At 61.6% G+C, this 16,625-nt stretch carries 12 protein-coding genes and 1 pseudogene; 10 read left to right on the top strand and 3 right to left on the bottom strand.

Features of this window, described 5'->3' with window-relative positions:
* Window positions 1–13: 13 nt before the first annotated feature.
* On the bottom strand, window positions 14–1,495 hold the full coding sequence (locus G7016_RS21025) for an alginate export family protein (RefSeq protein ID WP_181117653.1): 1,482 nt from the start codon (window positions 1,493–1,495) through the stop codon (window positions 14–16).
* Window positions 1,496–1,623: 128 nt separating this feature from the next.
* On the opposite strand from G7016_RS21025, the gene G7016_RS21030 reads away from it, so the two are divergent.
* Window positions 1,624–2,247, top strand: a complete 624-nt coding sequence (locus tag G7016_RS21030; RefSeq protein ID WP_181117654.1) for a cyclodeaminase/cyclohydrolase family protein — start codon at window positions 1,624–1,626, stop codon at window positions 2,245–2,247.
* 139 nt (window positions 2,248–2,386) lie between these two features.
* Window positions 2,387–3,295 carry a LysR family transcriptional regulator gene (locus G7016_RS21035; protein ID WP_181117655.1) on the top strand — a complete coding sequence of 303 codons (909 nt, stop codon included), beginning with the start codon at window positions 2,387–2,389 and terminating at the stop codon, window positions 3,293–3,295.
* A gap of 45 nt (window positions 3,296–3,340) precedes the next feature.
* Here the strand turns inward: G7016_RS21035 and G7016_RS21040 are convergent, their stop codons facing one another.
* Window positions 3,341–4,162, bottom strand: a complete 822-nt coding sequence (locus tag G7016_RS21040) for an alpha/beta fold hydrolase (protein WP_181117656.1) — start codon at window positions 4,160–4,162, stop codon at window positions 3,341–3,343.
* Between the two features lie 284 nt (window positions 4,163–4,446).
* Here G7016_RS21040 and G7016_RS21045 point away from each other — a divergent pair, with 284 nt between their 5' ends.
* The 7 genes from G7016_RS21045 (at window position 4,447) to G7016_RS21075 (ending at window position 14,891) form a co-directional block, all read left to right on the top strand.
* Window positions 4,447–5,868, top strand: coding sequence for a sugar porter family MFS transporter (locus G7016_RS21045; protein ID WP_181117657.1), 1,422 nt, complete (start codon window positions 4,447–4,449; stop codon window positions 5,866–5,868).
* Between the two features lie 145 nt (window positions 5,869–6,013).
* Window positions 6,014–8,224 carry a hybrid sensor histidine kinase/response regulator gene (locus G7016_RS21050; RefSeq protein WP_308812202.1) on the top strand — a complete coding sequence of 737 codons (2,211 nt, stop codon included), beginning with the start codon at window positions 6,014–6,016 and terminating at the stop codon, window positions 8,222–8,224.
* 111 nt (window positions 8,225–8,335) lie between these two features.
* Window positions 8,336–8,794 carry a YsnF/AvaK domain-containing protein gene (locus G7016_RS21055; protein ID WP_181117658.1) on the top strand — a complete coding sequence of 153 codons (459 nt, stop codon included), beginning with the start codon at window positions 8,336–8,338 and terminating at the stop codon, window positions 8,792–8,794.
* Window positions 8,795–8,806: 12 nt separating this feature from the next.
* A complete protein-coding gene (locus tag G7016_RS21060) occupies window positions 8,807–9,742 on the top strand; it encodes a YsnF/AvaK domain-containing protein (protein WP_181117659.1) in 936 nt (311 codons plus the stop codon).
* A 127-nt stretch (window positions 9,743–9,869) separates the two neighbouring features.
* Complete coding sequence (locus G7016_RS21065) at window positions 9,870–11,081, top strand: aldose 1-epimerase family protein (RefSeq protein WP_181117660.1); 1,212 nt, start codon at window positions 9,870–9,872, stop codon at window positions 11,079–11,081.
* A 97-nt stretch (window positions 11,082–11,178) separates the two neighbouring features.
* Window positions 11,179–12,585 (top strand): putrescine-ornithine antiporter, encoded by a 1,407-nt coding sequence (potE, locus tag G7016_RS21070; protein ID WP_181117661.1) that lies wholly within the window; start codon window positions 11,179–11,181, stop codon window positions 12,583–12,585.
* Window positions 12,582–14,891 (top strand): Orn/Lys/Arg family decarboxylase, encoded by a 2,310-nt coding sequence (locus tag G7016_RS21075; RefSeq protein ID WP_181117662.1) that lies wholly within the window; start codon window positions 12,582–12,584, stop codon window positions 14,889–14,891. Before potE ends, G7016_RS21075 begins: the two co-directional genes overlap by 4 nt.
* A gap of 245 nt (window positions 14,892–15,136) precedes the next feature.
* On the opposite strand, the gene G7016_RS21080 is transcribed toward G7016_RS21075, so the two are convergent.
* Window positions 15,137–15,814, bottom strand: coding sequence for a DUF3313 domain-containing protein (locus G7016_RS21080; RefSeq protein ID WP_181117663.1), 678 nt, complete (start codon window positions 15,812–15,814; stop codon window positions 15,137–15,139).
* Between the two features lie 522 nt (window positions 15,815–16,336).
* Here G7016_RS21080 and G7016_RS25210 point away from each other — a divergent pair.
* Window positions 16,337–16,411, top strand: a pseudogene (locus tag G7016_RS25210) (transporter); the annotation flags it as partial.
* Between the last annotated feature and the right edge of the window lie 214 nt (window positions 16,412–16,625).

The raw sequence follows: 16,625 nt of genomic DNA on the forward strand, positions 1-16,625 counted from the left end.
TTATCCGCCGGTATCAATACCGCCAGATCACGTCCACAAACGCCCGGTGCATGTAGCTGTCCACCTGGCTGCCATAGGCATCACCCGGCTTGAACACACCACCGCGCAAGCGCACGAGGGCCGAGGGTTCGTCGATGGATTGGCTCAGCGACGCCGGTAGCAAGCCCTGCTTGAAGTAGCGGGTTACCACAAGGTCCAGCTCCTGACCCAGGTCTTTCTCGCCATCGCGCAGGGGCAGGCTGCTGCTGGACAGCAGGTCACCGGTGCCGCTGTCGTATTCGTTGTCATACGCGGCAACGCCACGGCTGGTGATGCCCTTGTCGCCGTCCACACGCCAGAAGCGGTGGTAGATCAGGCTGGCATCGTAGTCTTCACGCAAGGTCCATGAACCGAACAGGGTGGCGCTTTGCAGGTTGGTCATGTCGCCCCGGAAGGCTTCGCCGAAGCGGTGCACACGAGAGTTGATGCCGGTGTAGGTGGAGCGGTTGCTCTCCAGGCCGTTCTGCTCGTATTCGCCGCTGGCGCGGGCATAGGCCCCACCTACCTGCCAGCTCGGGTCCAGGCGCAGGCGCAGGCCCAGGTCGGTGGCCCAGCCGCTCACGTTGCTGTGGCTGGAGGCTTCACCCGGCAGGTTGCCGTTGCTGTCCAGGCTGTTCACCTTGTCGCGGTTACCCTTCAGGCCGGTAAGGCTGGCCCAATAGTTCCAAGTGTTGGTGTTGCGGCGGGCATTGTAGGCGTCGCTGCTGGCCTCGATGCCGAACCAGGTCAGGTCACCGTTCTGGGTCTTGTCCAGCGGGTCGCTGGCCTGCCCCACCCGAGCGTAATCCAGGCTGCCGTTATCGCGGGTGTGGTGCGCACGCACGCCAATCCACTGCCCCGGGTTCCACTGCCAGGAGGCATCGGCGAACAGGTGCAGGCGATCCTTGTCGGTCGGCGACAGCTCTTTCAGGTCGGTGCGGTAGTCGCTGAAACGCTGGGCCGTGCCCAGGTTGGCCTTGAGCAACGTCGTGTCGAAGGTCCACGCCAGGGCTTCGATGTTGGTGTCGCGCCATTGGCCATCGTCGTTGCGCAGGCGCTGGCGGCCGAACTTCAGCTGCTCGCCCGGGTACGGAGTAAGGCCGCGGTAGCCCACCCAGAACTCGCGCATGGCCAGGTAGCTCTTCTTCGGTTCACGGTCGCTGTTGCTGCTTTGCGCGGCTTCGCTGGTGTCCTGCTGCAGTGTGTCGGTTTCGACAATGTCCGTTGCCGTGACTGCCTGCCCCATGGCATAGGCGCTCCACGCCCCGCGCTGGAAATACGCCCACGGGCGCAGGTCCAGGCCCAGCCCGTTCACGTCACCGTGGGCCGCAGTCCCAAGATCGCGATCCCCTTCCGTTTGCGCCGTGGCCTTGATCTCCAGGCCAAACTGGCTACCGTCTGCGGTAGCGGCCATGGCGGGCAGCATCCAGGCCAGGGAACATCCAAGGCCGACCCCGGCCGAAACCCACTGCTTCATCTTCAATCCTTGTGCATTGGCAAATAGTTATACGTCGCCGGATACACTCGCGGCTGCGTGCGGCGGCGATGATAGCTTTCAGCCAGTGCAGTGCATACCCCAATTATTCGCGGTAACGGAACGTTTCCATGACCACTGACAATGTTTCGAGTGTTTGGGCCTGGCCCCTGGCGCGGTTCCGTGATGCCCTTGCGGGCCTGGAACCGGTCCCCAGCTGCGGCGCCACTGCGGCTGTGTGTGGCAACCTGGGGCTGGCGTTGATCGTGATGGCCCTTGGCAAAAGCCAGGCGCGCGAGGCACACCCGGCCCGGGAAACACTACTGGCCGAAGCACGGGCCCTGCTGCCGGTGCTCGCCGCGCATGCCGATGGCGATATGCGCGACTTTGGCCGCTTTATCGAAGACCTGCCCCACACCGAACCCGAGGATGCCCAGCGCCAGCGGGACATCGCGGTGCTGGTGAGCCGCACGCAGCAGGCCGCGCAAGATGCGCAACGGGCGCTGGAACTTGCGGTGACCGCCCTGCCCCTGGCCACCCCTAGCCTGCGCTGCGACGTGCGCGCAGGGGGCTTGATGCTTCATGCCAGCGTGCATGCCTTGTTGCTCAACCTGGCCGAAGACGCCCCCTTGCTGCGAGACCCCGGCCGCACCGACCACTATGAGGCGCAACGCGCGGCGATCGGGGATCGCGCCGATATAGCCGCCCGTGCACTGCGCGAGCGCTGCGAATGCAGTGAAGCCAAAAAGTCCTAGCGTACTGAGCTGACGCAGCGAAGCCTCCTGATGGTTATTCTTATATGGAATAAATACTTTCCATAACCTTCTTTGACGACATAACAGTTTGCCTCGCAGACTCCATTCCGCTCAAATCTGAACCGCGCAAGGGCGCACCATGGACCTCCGACAACTCCGTTACATCATCGCCTTGAACGACTATCGCAGTTTCGTTCGCGCCGCTGATGCGATGGGCATCACTCAACCCGCGTTCAGCCGCAGTATTCAAAGCCTCGAACAGGAATTCGGTTGCCAACTCGTGGACCGCGCGGATAAGGCTTTGCGCCCCACCCCGGAGGGGGAAGTGTTGCTGGCGCATGCGCGACATCTGGTTCAGGGTGCGGCCCGGCTTAGTAGCGAAGTGGGCCAGATGACCAAGCTCGATGCCGGCCGGGTACGCTTCGGTTGCGGCCCTTCGCCGGCTGCGGCCGTACTGTCCCAGGCGCTCACCCGCTTCCATCGGCAACGCCCTGGTATCCAGTTGCACTTTGTGGTCGATGACTGGGAGCGGCTCGGCCGGGCGCTGAACCGCGACGAAATCGAATTCTTCATTGCCGACATCCGGCCTTTCGAGGCCGACCTGAACTTCGATACCCAGCCCTTGGCTCAGCGAAGCGGGCAGTTCTTCTGCAGGCCTGGCCACCCACTGGCGGGGCGAAGCACCTTGAGCGCCGCCGATGTATTCGCCTACCCGCTGGCTTGTGGCCTGATCCCTCCGGGCGTGCGCAAGGTAATGGCCAACCTTTGTGGGAAGCAGGATTTCACCCCGCATTTCCAGACCGAATATTTCCCAGCGTTGCTCAGGATCGTTCAGGAGAGCGACGCCATCGGCCTGAGCGGGCAACACAACTGCGCCGACGCGATGGCCCAAGGCACTATCGAACGCTTGCACTGGCGCAACCTCCCCCCGGCGCTGGGGGCATTGCGCGCCCATTGTGGTGTGGTCAGCCGCGCGGGCTATCGCCTGTCCCCCGGGGCCCGCGCGTTTATCGAAACCCTGCTGGCCATCGACAGCGAGGTCGCTTGACCCTGTACCTGCGCCGTCGACTGCGTTCGCCTCGCGAGCGGCACGTTACGCCTCAATGAACGCAAGCAGGTCCGCGTTGATAACGTCCGGGTGGGTGGTGCACATGCCGTGGGGATAGCCGCTATACACCTTGAGCGTGCCGTGCTTCAAGAGGTTGATGCCCAGCTGCGCCGAGTCGGCGAAGGGCACGATCTGGTCGTCATCGCCGTGCATCAACAGCACCGGCACCTCGATGCTTTTGAGGTCTTCGGTGAAGTCGGTTTCCGAGAAGGCCTTGATGCAATCGTAATGAGCCTTCGCACCGCCCATCATCCCCTGGCGCCACCAGTTGAGCTTGATACCTTCGGACACCTCGGCACCGTCGCGGTTGTAGCCGTAGAACGGGGTGGGAACCTCACGGTAAAACTGCGCCCGGTTGGCCACCAGCGCAGCGCGGAAGCCATCGAACACGTCCAGCGGCAGCCCGCCCGGGTTGCTGGCGGACTGCACCATGACCGGTGGCACCGCCCCGATCAGTACCGCCTTGGCCACATGCCCGGCGCCATAGCGAGCCACGTAGCGCGCTACCTCGCCACCCCCGGTGGAATGGCCTACGTGAATGGTGTCCTTGAGCTGCAAATGGGCGACCAGCGCGGCCACGTCGGCGGCATAGGTGTCCATTTCGTTGCCGTGTGCCGTTTGAGTGGAGCGCCCGTGCCCGCGACGGTCATGGGCGACCACCCGGTAACCTTTGGCAAGGAAGAACAGCATCTGCGCATCCCAGTCATCCGCGCTGAGGGGCCAGCCGTGGTGGAACACGATTGGCTGACCGGTGCCCCAATCCTTGTAGTAGATCTGGGTGCCGTCTTCGGTGGTGAAGGTAGTCATGACGAAGCTCCTGTGTGCGCAAGGGTAGGATTCGCTGCCAGGGCAACGCCGCTGCCCATGACCACTGCCGAACCCCCAGCGTAGCGGTTGGCGGCCCAAAGAAATTGAACGGGTGTGCTATTGGTCCGTCCGGGCTCAGCCGTCGCTCAGATCGTGGCGCTTTAACTGCATGGCTTCATGGCCTTTTGCAATGCGCGCGCACGGAACTCCCGTCGCAGACACCGCCCTAAGCCTCGTCTACGTACTGGCACCACGCTAGTTATCTGGTTGAGGATGTAACTTCGATGGCTTCAAACACCCTTTCGGCCGCCGCGCAGCCTCGCGGCGATCAACGTGCGTCGGCGGCGCGGTTGATCTTTATTTCAGTGCTGGCCGCTACCATGGGTGCGCTGGCCTTCGGTTATGACACTGGCATCATCGCCGGCGCGCTGCCCTTCATGACCTTGCCCGTCGCGGAGGGCGGGCTGGGCTTGAACGCCGTGACAGAGGGCCTGGTAACCGCCTCGCTGATCGTCGGCGCGGCCGTGGGCTCGCTCGCCAGTGGGTACTGCTCGGACCGTTTCGGCCGGCGGCTTACCCTGCGCCTGCTGTCGGTACTGTTCATTGCCGGCGCGCTGGGCACGGCTACCGCGCCCTCGATTACCCTGATGGTGGCGGCGCGCTTTGTGCTGGGCATCGCCGTTGGCGGCGGCTCTGCCACAGTGCCGGTATTTATCGCGGAAATCGCCGGCCCTTCCCGACGCGCCCGGCTAGTGAGCCGCAACGAGTTGATGATCGTCAGCGGCCAACTGCTTGCATACGTTCTAAGCGCACTGATGGCCGCCCTGATGCACACGCCCGGCATCTGGCGCTACATGTTAGCAATCGCCATGGTGCCGGGCGTGTTGCTGCTGATCGGCACCTTCTTCGTGCCGGCATCGCCGCGCTGGCTGGCCGCCAAAGGGCGCCTGGACGACGCTGAAGCGGTGCTGGAACAGCTGCGGGACAGCAAGGCTGATGCCGACCGCGAACTGGCCGAACTCAAGGCCCAGAACGAACAGGCACGCCACCGCCCTGCGGTGAAGGAACTGCTGCGCCAAGGATGGGTGATCAAACTGCTGCTGATCGGCATCGGCCTGGGCTTTACCGCACAGCTCACCGGCGTGAACGCCTTCATGTACTACACGCCTATCATCTTGAAGAACACCGGCATGGGCACCAATGCGGCGCTCACCGCCACGATCGGCAACGGTGTGGTGTCGGTAATCGCCACGCTGCTCGGCATCTGGGCCATCGGCCGTTATGGCCGGCGCCACTTGTTGATGACCGGCCTGGTGGTGGTCGTGCTGATGCAAGCGGCGCTGGGCTGCGTGCTGCAGTTCATGCCGCAGAACCTTACCCAAAGCTACGCCGCGCTGGCCTGCATCCTGGTGTTCCTGCTGTTCATGCAGATGTGCATTTCGCCGGTGTATTGGTTGCTGATGTCCGAGCTGTTCCCGGTGCAAGTGCGCGGCCTGCTGACCGGTACCGCCGTGTCGATGCAGTGGCTGTTCAATGCTTCGGTTGCCTTTGCCTTCCCTTTGGCGATCCATACGCTGGGCAACCCTACGTTCTTTGTGTTCGCCGCGATCAACATCGGTTCGCTGGTATTTGTGTTCTTCTGCCTGCCGGAAACACGCGGCAAGTCGCTGGAAGCCATCGAAAAGCACATGAAAAAGGCACTGTAAGCAAAAAGAGCAAGCCCTGGGCATCGGCGGTGCTTCAGCCGCTACCCGAGGTTTGCTATGCTCGCCGCGCCAGTATCGGGCCATACCCTACACCCGAGCTGCCGCGGGCGGACAGCTGAGTCCGAACTATCCGGAGCTCTTCGTTGTGCGCCATCCTTTGTCCTCATTACGCGGGCGCTTGCTGACCCTCGTGCTGGCAAGCACCGTGCCCCTGGCCTTGTGCGCCGCCGTTGCCTTATTCATGTTACTGCGCAACGAGGAAGGCCAGGCCATCGCTCGGGCACTCGAGGCCAATCGGCAGACCGCCACCGCAGTGCAAGTCACCCTCAATCGCTCTTTCGCGGTACTGGCCGCCGTTGCCGAGTCGCCCTTGCTCGACAGCGACGACCTGGGCCCCTACAACCAGGTGCTGGGCCGGGTGTTGCCACTGATGCCCGGCTGGCATTCGATGCTGATCGCTACACCCGAGGGCCGGGTGGTAAGCCGGGTGTCGCCCCGGCCGACACTTGGCCCTACCCGTCCAGTGGAGCCCCTGAGTTTCAAGGAAATGGCCGAGCACCCAAGGCCAATCGTCGGTCAGCTGGGCAAGGGCCCCTCGGACACTTGGGCAATACCGCTACGGGTACCGGTCATCCGCAATGGTGCCCTGCGCTATGTACTTACCGCTCCGCTATTGCCGCAGAACATCGCCGAGGTGCTGGCCCTGTCGCAACTCCCCAAGGGCTGGACTGTGGTTGTGTTCGACAGCAATGGCCGGCGCATCGCCCGAGTGCCCGAGGCAGGGTTCGCCGTGGGCGACCAGGTATCGCCGGAGCTCGGCGCATTGGTGGCCAGCGACCGTAACGAAGGCACAGGTGTCAGCCATACCTCCAACGGCGACGAGGTATACACCGCCTGGCTACGCTTGCCCGACGCAGGCTGGACGGTTGCCACGGGTATCCCCACCAAAGAAGTGAATTTGAAGGTGACCAAAGCCCTGCTCCTGTATGGCGGCGGGCTGGCCTTGTCGCTGCTGTTCGCTACCGTGGCTGCGCTGCTTGCTGCGCGGCGGATCAGCCAGCCCATGGCCGGTTTGCGCAAGGCGGCGCGAGCGGTGGGCCGTGGTGAAATTCCAGAGGTGCCGAGCACACCCATCAAGGAGATCAACGACGTAAGCGTTGCCCTCGCGGCTTCCGCCGTAGCGCTCAGGGACAGTGAACGGGCCCGCGACGAAGCCGTTGCCCGGCTGGAAACCGCCCACCAGGGGTTGCTGGCGGCGGACCGGCGCAAAGACGAATTCATCGCCACCCTCGCCCATGAATTGCGCAACCCCCTGGTACCGGTCGGCCAGGCCGCGGCCTTGTTGCGCTCCGCCAGCGCCAGCCCCGCGCAACGGTCCCACAGCCTGGCGGTGATCGACCGCCAGGTGGGCAACATGGGCCGCTTGCTGGATGACCTGCTGGACGCTTCTCGTGTGAGTTTTGGCAACATCCCCCTGCGCCTCGAGCCTCTGGAGTTGAACGCCGTGCTGCATGACGCACTGGCCTTTATCAACAGCCGGGCCCGGGACAAACAATTGCAGGTGCGTGCTTCGTTTTCCGCCGACCCGTTGCCGGTGGAGGGCGATGCCTTGCGCCTTCAGCAGTTGTTCGTGAACCTGCTGGACAACGCCGTCAAGTACACCCCGGCGGGTGGCCAGGTGCGGCTCTCGCTGTGCAGGCTCGGGGATCAAGCCTGCGTGGAGGTCGCCGACAGCGGTATTGGCATCGCGCCGGAAAACCTGGCCCAGGTATTCCGCATGTTCGGCCGGGTCGCCGGCCCCGGCGTGGACGCTGGTGGCTTGGGTGTGGGCCTGGCCCTGGCCAAAAACCTCGTGGACTTGCACGGAGGCGAGCTTAATGCCGCCAGTGACGGCTTGGGCCAAGGCAGCTGCTTTACCGTCACCCTGCCCTTGGCCAACTCCACCGTGAGCGCAGTGGCTGCGGCGCCATTACCCGTTGCGCCGGCAAGCCCGGGGCGGCGCGTGCTGGTCGCCGATGACAATCAGGACATCGCCTTCACACTTCAGGCGCTGTTGGAGATGGAAAGCCATGAGGTGCGGATGGCCGCAGACGGCCAGCAGGCGCTGGACCTGTGCCGGGACAGCCTCCCGGACGTGGCCGTGCTGGATATCGGCATGCCCCACCTGGATGGCTACCAGGCTGCGGCGGCCATCCGTGCGTTGCCGGGTGGCGAAGGCGTGTATCTGATTGCCGTGTCGGGCTGGGGCCAGGCCGAAGACGTGCGCCTGGCCGAAGCTGCCGGCTTCGATCGCCACCTTACCAAGCCAGCGGACCTGGACCTGCTGCTGGAGCTGGTGGCCAGCGCCCGCCGCTGAACGTACCGCTCGTCCCTGTTTGCCGATTGCTGCAAACGAGTTTGAACTTGAGTCACGCGGGGTCACTCAAGTTAACAGCAGTACAGAAATACTTTCTTCGAAGGCCCGATAATGGACGACCCCGAAACAACCCGCGGAGCATCGGCAATTCCGGTTATGGAAGAGGTGCTGACGCTTTCTAAACGAAAGATTCACACCGGCACTGTTCGCATCGAAAAAACCGTGGAATCCCGGGATTACCTCATTACTGAGAGCCTGCGCCGCGAAACGGCTGCGGTAGAGCGGTTTCCTTGCGATACGGAAGTGGACCCGAACAACCCGCCGCAGGTAAGAACTGAAAACGGCGTGACAATTATCCCGGTACTTGAAGAAGTATTGGTCGTGGAAAAACGGCTGATATTGAAGGAAGAGCTGCATGTTCGACAGGCCGTCAGCGAAGTTACAACAAGCCAGCCGGTGACTTTGAAAAAAGAACAGCTGACTTTTAACAGAAGCGACAGCCTGGAGAACACCGACAGCGAAGAACCACAAGGGTCTTCCGCGTCTGCGCCTGACTCATCCCTTACGTGAATCGAGGTAACCATGAAGCATACTCTTGTAGCGGCATTCGATGACCTGAACACCGCTCAGGCAGCCAAAGCCCAACTGCTGCAGCTGAACATCGCCGATAGCAGCATCGAGCTCTCCACCGCTGATGCCACCGCTCAAGGCACCATGCCTGCCAGCGAAACCTCAGCAGCCACCACTGCAGACCCTCACACCGATGACGGCTCCTTTGGTGACAAGGTCAGCCATTTCTTCAGCTCGCTGTTCGGCAGCGACGACGATGGCCAGCCCCACCGCTACAGCACTGCCTATCCGGAGGCTTATCGCCGGGGCGCAACCCTGATCACCGTCACCGTTGCCGATGACCTGCAGGCAGAGCAGGTAGAGGACATCCTGCAAGCACAAGGCGCCATCGATATAGATGAGCGCGCCGCCACCTGGACCGATGGTGCACCTGGGGTGACGGCCCAGGCAGGGCTTTCGCACGTGGCAGGCACCCACCTGGACGCCGGCAGCACTGCGCCAGCAAATGCCACGGGGATGGCCCCCGACCTTTCTGGCAATACGGCAATCCCGGTAATCGAAGAGCAGCTGCGTGTAGGCAAGCGGGAAGTGAACACCGGCCGTGTCCGCGTGGTAACGCGGGTAACCGAGCGCCCGGTCGAGGAAACCGTAAGCCTGCGCGAAGAGCACGCCAACATCGAACGCCGGCCAGTGGACCGTGTGGCCACTGCCGGCGAATTGAATGCCTTCAAGGACGGCGCCATCGAGATCCAGGAAACCGCCGAAGAAGTAGTAGTCGACAAGTCCGCCCGGGTGGTGGAAGAGGTCAGCGTGGGCAAAACCGCGACGGAGCGTAAGGAAACGGTGCGCGATACCCTGCGCCGTACCGACGTGGAGGTGGAAAACCGCCAGGGCGAGCTGACCAAGGCCGCCGCGTCGTCCGAACGCAACAAACCACTGGATCGGTAAGGCTAGGCACCCTGGAGGCCTTCGCTTTTTGAAGGCCTCCTGCTCAGTAGACTGCGTGGAAGGGCCTTGCTGAAACGCTTCACCCACGCTATACCGTCATCACAACTCCAATAAAGGCGTATCTGTGATGACTCCATTGAAGCTGCTCGCGGCCCTCGGCGGGCTGGCCGCAACCACTCAGGCATTCGCCTGGGACTACACCCTCCTCGATGCCCAAACCGGCGCGAAGGCCTTCACGGTCACCAGCGCCGAGCTGGGTGTGACCTCTGGCAAACCCTTCACCGTAACGATGCGCACCCTGCATGGCGGCCGTCAGGAAGGGGTAAGCGTGGTAGACATCGACAATGGCACCCTCAAGCTGACCGTGGTGCCCACCCGGGGTATGAACGTGCTCGACGCCTCGGTGGGCAAGGTGCGCATGGGCTGGGATTCCCCCGTAAAGGAAGTGGTCAATCCGGCATTCGTCAACCTCACTGGCCGCGACGGCCTGGGCTGGCTCGAAGGGTTCAACGAACTGGTCACCCGTTGCGGCTATGAATGGGTAGGCCACCCTGGCGTGGATAACGGCGAGATGCTCACCCTGCACGGCCGTGCCGCGAATATTCCCGCCAGCACCGTGACCCTGCACATCGACGAGCAACCGCCCTACGCCATAACCTTGCGCGGCGAACTGAAGGAACAAGCCTTCAAGAAGGTCGACTTCAGCGTGGCCACCGAACTGGTAACAGTGCCTGGCAGCACGCGCTTCGACCTGCACGACACCCTCACCAACAATGGTGACTACCCCAAGGAATACCAAGCGCTCTATCACAGCAACTTCAGCACGCCCTTCCTGGAAGAAGGCGCGCGGTTTGTGGCGCCAGTCAAGCAGGTATCGCCGTTCAACGAAAAAGCCAAGGGTGATCTCGCCACCTGGGACACCTACCGTGGCCCTACCCGCGATTACGATGAAACCGTGTACAACGTGGTGCCCTACGCCGATCAGAACGGCCAGACATTGACCGTGCTGCACAACAAGGCGGGGAACCTCGGCGTGGCCGTGGGCTTCGATACCGCCACCCTGCCGGTGTTTTCCCTCTGGAAAAATACCGACACCCAAGGCCAGGGCTATGTGACCGGGCTGGAGCCAGGCACAAGTTTTTCGTACAACCGGCGTTACCAGCGGCCGCTGAATCTAGTGCCCAAAATTGGCGCGAAAGAGGTGCGTCAGTTCCGCATCAGCTACAGCCTGCTGGCGGACAAACCTCAGGTTGATCAGGCCGTTGCGTCTGTAAAGCAGATCCAGCAAGGCCGCGCGACCGAAGTGCGTGACACCCCTCTGGTAGACCTCTCGCACTGAAAAAACACCTGCGTTGCGTTTAGCGCGGTGCTTGCGCTGCGCTAATTGTTTGCTATGCCTAAGGGTCCATGGTGTTTCATCACCCGAGGGCAACGGAATGTCGGAACCGAAGAAAATGAGCGTCGGCCAGCTCACCATGCTCACCGCCGTCAACATGCTCGGCTCGGGCATCGTGATGCTGCCCTCGAAGCTGGCCGAGGTAGGGGCCATTTCGATTCTGTCCTGGCTGGTCACCGCCACCGGCTCCCTGGCCCTGGCCTACGCCTTCGCCCGCTGCGGCATGCTCAGCCGAAAAACCGGCGGCATGGGCGGGTACGCCGAGTACACCTTCGGCAAGGGCGGCAACTACATCACCAACTACACCTATGGTGTGTCCCTGCTGATCGCCAATGTGGCCATCAGCATCACTGCGGTGGGGTACATCCAGGTGCTGTTGGGGGTGGAGCTCAACTCGCTGCAGGTGGGCCTGGCGACCATCGGCCTGCTCTGGCTCACCACGTTCGCCAACTTCGGTGGCGCCCGCATCACCGGCAAGATCGGCGCCCTCACAGTGTGGGGAGTCATTGCGCCAGTGGTGTTCATTTCCACGGTGGGCTGGTTCTGGTTCGACAAAAGCGTCTACGCCGCCGGCTGGAACCCTCATGACAAAACCCTGTTCGAAGCCGCGGGTGCTTCGGTGGCTATTACGCTGTGGGCGTTTCTGGGCCTGGAATCGGCCTGCGCCAACACCGACGCGGTGGAAAATCCGGAGCGCAACGTACCCATTGCCGTGCTGGGCGGCACCCTCGGCGCGGCGGTGATCTACATCGTGTCCACCAACGTGATCGCAGGCATCGTCGACAACCCTGAACTGGCCAGTTCCACCGCGCCGTTCGGGCTGGCGTTCGCGAAGATGTTCAACCCGATGGTGGGCAATGTGGTGATGGGCCTGATGGTGCTGGCGTGCGTGGGGTCGCTGCTAGGGTGGCAGTTCACTATTGCCCAGGTGTTCAAGAGCTCGGCGGACACGGGGTATTTCCTGCCTATCTTCGCCAAGGCCAACAAGGCCGGTACGCCTATCGTGGGCATGCTGGTGCTGCTGGCGGCGCAAACCGCGCTGGGCTTTCTCACCATCAGCCCGGACTTGAGCAAGCAGTTCGACACCTTGGTCAACCTGGCCGTGGTCACCAATCTGGTGCCGTACATCCTGTCCATGGCCGCACTCATGACAATGCAGAAGGTATCCAACGTACCTCCCCGCCAGGCGTTGATGACCAACATCGTTGCCTGGATCGCCGCCGCCTACAGCTACCTGGCGTTGTACAGCTCTGGTGAACAGGCGCTGATGCTCGGGGGCGTGGCCACCATCTTCGGCTACACCCTGTTTGGCTTCGTCAACAATCGACTGATCCGCCTGGAAGCGCTCAACAACAGCGTGCCGACCCAAACGGTCAGCGCGCGCCACCTCGAAGGTGAGCCCGTGCCCGTCAACAACCTCGATTTACGCCTGGAGACGAGACCATGACCGATCACAGCCGATTGCTTGGCATGCTGGCATTGCTGGTCAGCAGTGCCCCAGACAAACGCACCGTGTTCGGCCGCGCGCTCAACCAGCTGATCACCGACGTAGAGGACCGCGCCATCAGCGTGCTGGTGTCCGAGAGCCTGGCGGATGCGACGTCAATTTTGCACTCGGACCCCGCCATCCAGTGTGTGCTGTTGAGCTGGGAGATGGACACCAGCGAGGGCAACCAGGAATGCATCCGGTTACTCACCGACCTCAGGGCGCGCAATACCCGGGTGCCGGTGTTCCTGATCAGCGACCGAAGTACGGCGTCTACCATCCCACTGATAGTGATGCAGCACGCGGACGACTTTATCTGGCTGCCGGAAGACACCAGCCGTTTCCTCAGTGGCCGCATCTTCGCGGCGATCGAACGTTACCGGCAGGCGGTGCTGCCACCGATGCTCGGGGCGCTGCTCAAGTTCGCCCGCGGTTATGAGTATTCCTGGCACACCCCCGGGCATGCCGGCGGCACAGCCTTCCTGAAAAGCACGGCAGGGCGCGCGTTCTACGAATTCTTCGGAGAAAACCTGCTGCGCTCGGACCTGTCCATTTCCGTGGGCGAACTGGGCTCGTTGCTGGACCACAGCGGCCCTATCGGCCAGGGCGAACGCTACGCCGCCAAGGTGTTCGGCGCCCATCGCACCTATTACGTCACCAATGGTTCGTCCACTTCCAACCGGGTGATCCTGATGGCCAGCGTGACCCGGGACCAGATCGCCCTGTGCGATCGCAACTGCCACAAATCGGCCGAGCACGCGATGACCCTCTCGGGGGCGATCCCGACGTACCTGGTGCCCACGCGCAACCGCTACGGGATCATCGGGCCGATCCTGCCGCAAACCTTGAGCGCGGACAGCGTCAAGGCGGCCATTGCCAATAACCCGTTGGTAGGCCCTGGAGTGGACCCGACGCCGATCCATGCGATCGTGACCAATTCGACCTACGACGGGCTGACCTATAACGTGACCCGCGTGGAACAGCTGCTGGGGCAGAGCGTAGACCGGCTGCACTTCGACGAAGCATGGTACGGCTATGCCCGTTTCAACCCTTTGTACCGCGATCGCTTCGCAATGCACGGCAACCCCGGCGATCACGACCCTTCCGGGCCAACGGTATTTGCCACCCAATCTACCCACAAGCTGCTGGCGGCGTTGTCCCAGGCTTCGATGATCCACGTGCGGGATGGCCGTAATCCCATCCCGCACGGGCGCTTCAACGAATCGTTCATGATGCATGCGTCCACTTCGCCCAATTACGCGATCATGGCGTCGTGCGATGTGAGTTCGGCAATGATGGAAGCGCCCAGCGGGCAGATCCTGACCACTGAATCCATCGAGGAGGCCGTCGCCTTCCGGCAAGTGATTTCGCGCATGAACAGCGAACTGGCCGGCCATGACGACTGGTTCTTCACCTGCTGGCAACCTCCAACGGTGGCCGTAGGCGGCCAGGCGGTTCCCTTTCATGAAGCGGACCCGGCCACGCTCAAGACCGACCCCAACTGCTGGGTATTGCACCCGAACGAGGTGTGGCACGGTTTCGGCGACATCGAGGACGGTTACTGCATGCTCGACCCGATCAAGGTGTCGGTGCTCAGCCCGGGCATGGGCGATGACGGCGAGCTGCAAGGCTTTGGCATCCCGGCGTGCGTGCTCAGCGCCTACCTGGGGCATCAGGGGATCGTGGTGGAAAAAACCACTGACTTCACCATTCTGTTCCTGTTCTCCATAGGCATCACCAAAGGCAAATGGGGTACGTTGGTGAACGCGCTGCTGGACTTCAAGCGTGACTTTGATGCCAACCTCGAACTGGAGCTATGCCTGCCCGAGCTGCTGGCGGCCAACCAGCAACGCTACACCGGCATGGGCCTGCGCGACCTGGCCGAGGAAATCTTCGCTGCAATGAAAGAGAACCGGGTCACGGCCACCATGGCCAAGGCCTTCGGCATGTTGCCTCAGGCCGAGTTCAGCCCGGTGGAAACCTATGAACGCCTGGTCAAGAACCAGGTAGAGCGGGTACCGCTGGCCGAAGCCGCCGGGCGTATCGTGGCCACAGGCATCGTGCCTTACCCGCCGGGCATTCCGCTGCTGATGCCGGGGGAGAACGCAGGCCCGGCCGATGGCCCCCTGCTCGCTTATCTACGGGCGCTTGAAAGCTTCGATACGTCATTCCCCGGCTTCGCCCATGACACCCACGGGATTGAGAGCGAAGGCGGCCGCTATCACCTGCTGGTACTAAGTTCCGCGGCCGTTAACGGTGAGAGATAGCCTGCGGCCCTGTCAGGTGGCTTTACGCCTGGCAGGGCCTGCGGATGAAAACCCTTTTTCAAAACATCCGGGCTTTGGTTCTCGCGGGTTACCGAACCCTTCACACCTTTAGAAGTGCTCCATCAATCCGGACCTGCGCCTATAAGGCAGCTCACAGGTAAACCTCAAAAAAAACGGGAAGCGGGCTCGATCAATATTCGGGGCCACTTCCCATGCGACTCTCTGTCATCAACCAAACCCGCGTGTTATGGAGCAGGTGACCTCAGGCTATTGAATGACAGGCGAACATCCTTTGCCCACCCATCCAACACAGGCTTGGCATCTTCTACTGTCATTGCCGCCTTGCTGTTTTCAAGGTTCTTGCCCGTACCTTTACGCACTACCTGCGCCACCACCTTATTGGTTCCGCCATCCAGAAATACGACTTCCGTAGCTACGGTTGTGGTTTGGTCCCGCCCGCCCGCAGCCGTATTGACCGCAGACGCAACGAGGGCAATGGGTAACACCTCATAGGGTTGGAAGCCTTCCGTTTTACTGCTTACCCCAGTAATAGCCGGGCGTACAACCAACGTACCTGGCCCCGGAGCAGCAACTACCGGAAGTGAAGCCCCCAATTCTCTTTTCAACGCCTGGTCATAATATTGAGTAATCCCTTGCAGCGTCGCCAGAGAAATCTGGGCCGTGGGTTGTGGTTTAGGGTATAACTGGCTCGGCTCTACATAAACACTGTTATAGTCTGCGACTTTGGCCTGAGGGTCAATCCACCTCGTTACGCTGACGCCTGTGGCCGATTTTGCCTCTTTCAAATGACTGTAGTCTTTCAAAAACCCTGAATATTCTTCAGGAGGCGTTGCAGTGGCGGCACAACCTGCAAGGACTGCAGCAGATATGCATAGCGAACTAACCATTACCGAAAACTTCATTCTCCAGCTCCTTGGGTGGCTTGATGGATCAGCGAACAAATCGTTTGCAGCCTATCTATATATCTATCAGGCAAGCACTATCCGCAGTACAACTGAATTCAATCGTAGGTATAGCCCAACTTTTTCTCTGCGGAAAACAATCTAAAACTCCGCGTCATGGCCGAATGCAATTAAATTGCCTTATGGCTTTCTGGCCTACAGCCAGCAAATTGCCTAGTATCAAATACGAGTAAGCGGTATCGGGGATTCGAATACGTGCTCAACCGAGCAATGCCCGGTTGTTTAGAATAAAGAAAAGGGCTCTACACCGTGAGCGTCCGCATAATTCACGTACAGCAATAACCACATGAAGCTTATGCCCTTTAGTCGTTCATGAACGTTGCGACTCTGCCCATAAATACGGCTCCCTTCCCCGCCGCCAGAAAGCGCTCTGCAAATGTTGTGGGTAGCGGATGGAAAATGACGCTATAGCGCCCCTGCCACCGGCAAAATGAAGACCTCAGGGCAATGGAGTAGCGAGTAGCCGACACCGTATCCGAGCGCACAGCGTCGCCGGATGTGAACACCTGGACGTTTCGCCTTCAGTACGTCTGGTAGCGTTCGCCTTGCGTGCCGTTGCGGTTCAAATCGCCACGGCCACCCTGCGCAACACCGACATGACCAAATGTTTGGGCAAAAGGCCTAAAGCAAACGCCAAAAGCGACGATAACTACTTCGAAGGTTATCCAGGCCACACCCGGCACCGCCAGGGCCGGAAGCCAAGTACATCACCGCTGCCCTGAGGATTTCGTCATGTCGTTGACCGTTAACA

This window comes from Pseudomonas japonica, assembly GCF_013522925.1.
GTDB classification, from domain to species: Bacteria; Pseudomonadota; Gammaproteobacteria; order Pseudomonadales; family Pseudomonadaceae; genus Aquipseudomonas; species Aquipseudomonas japonica_A.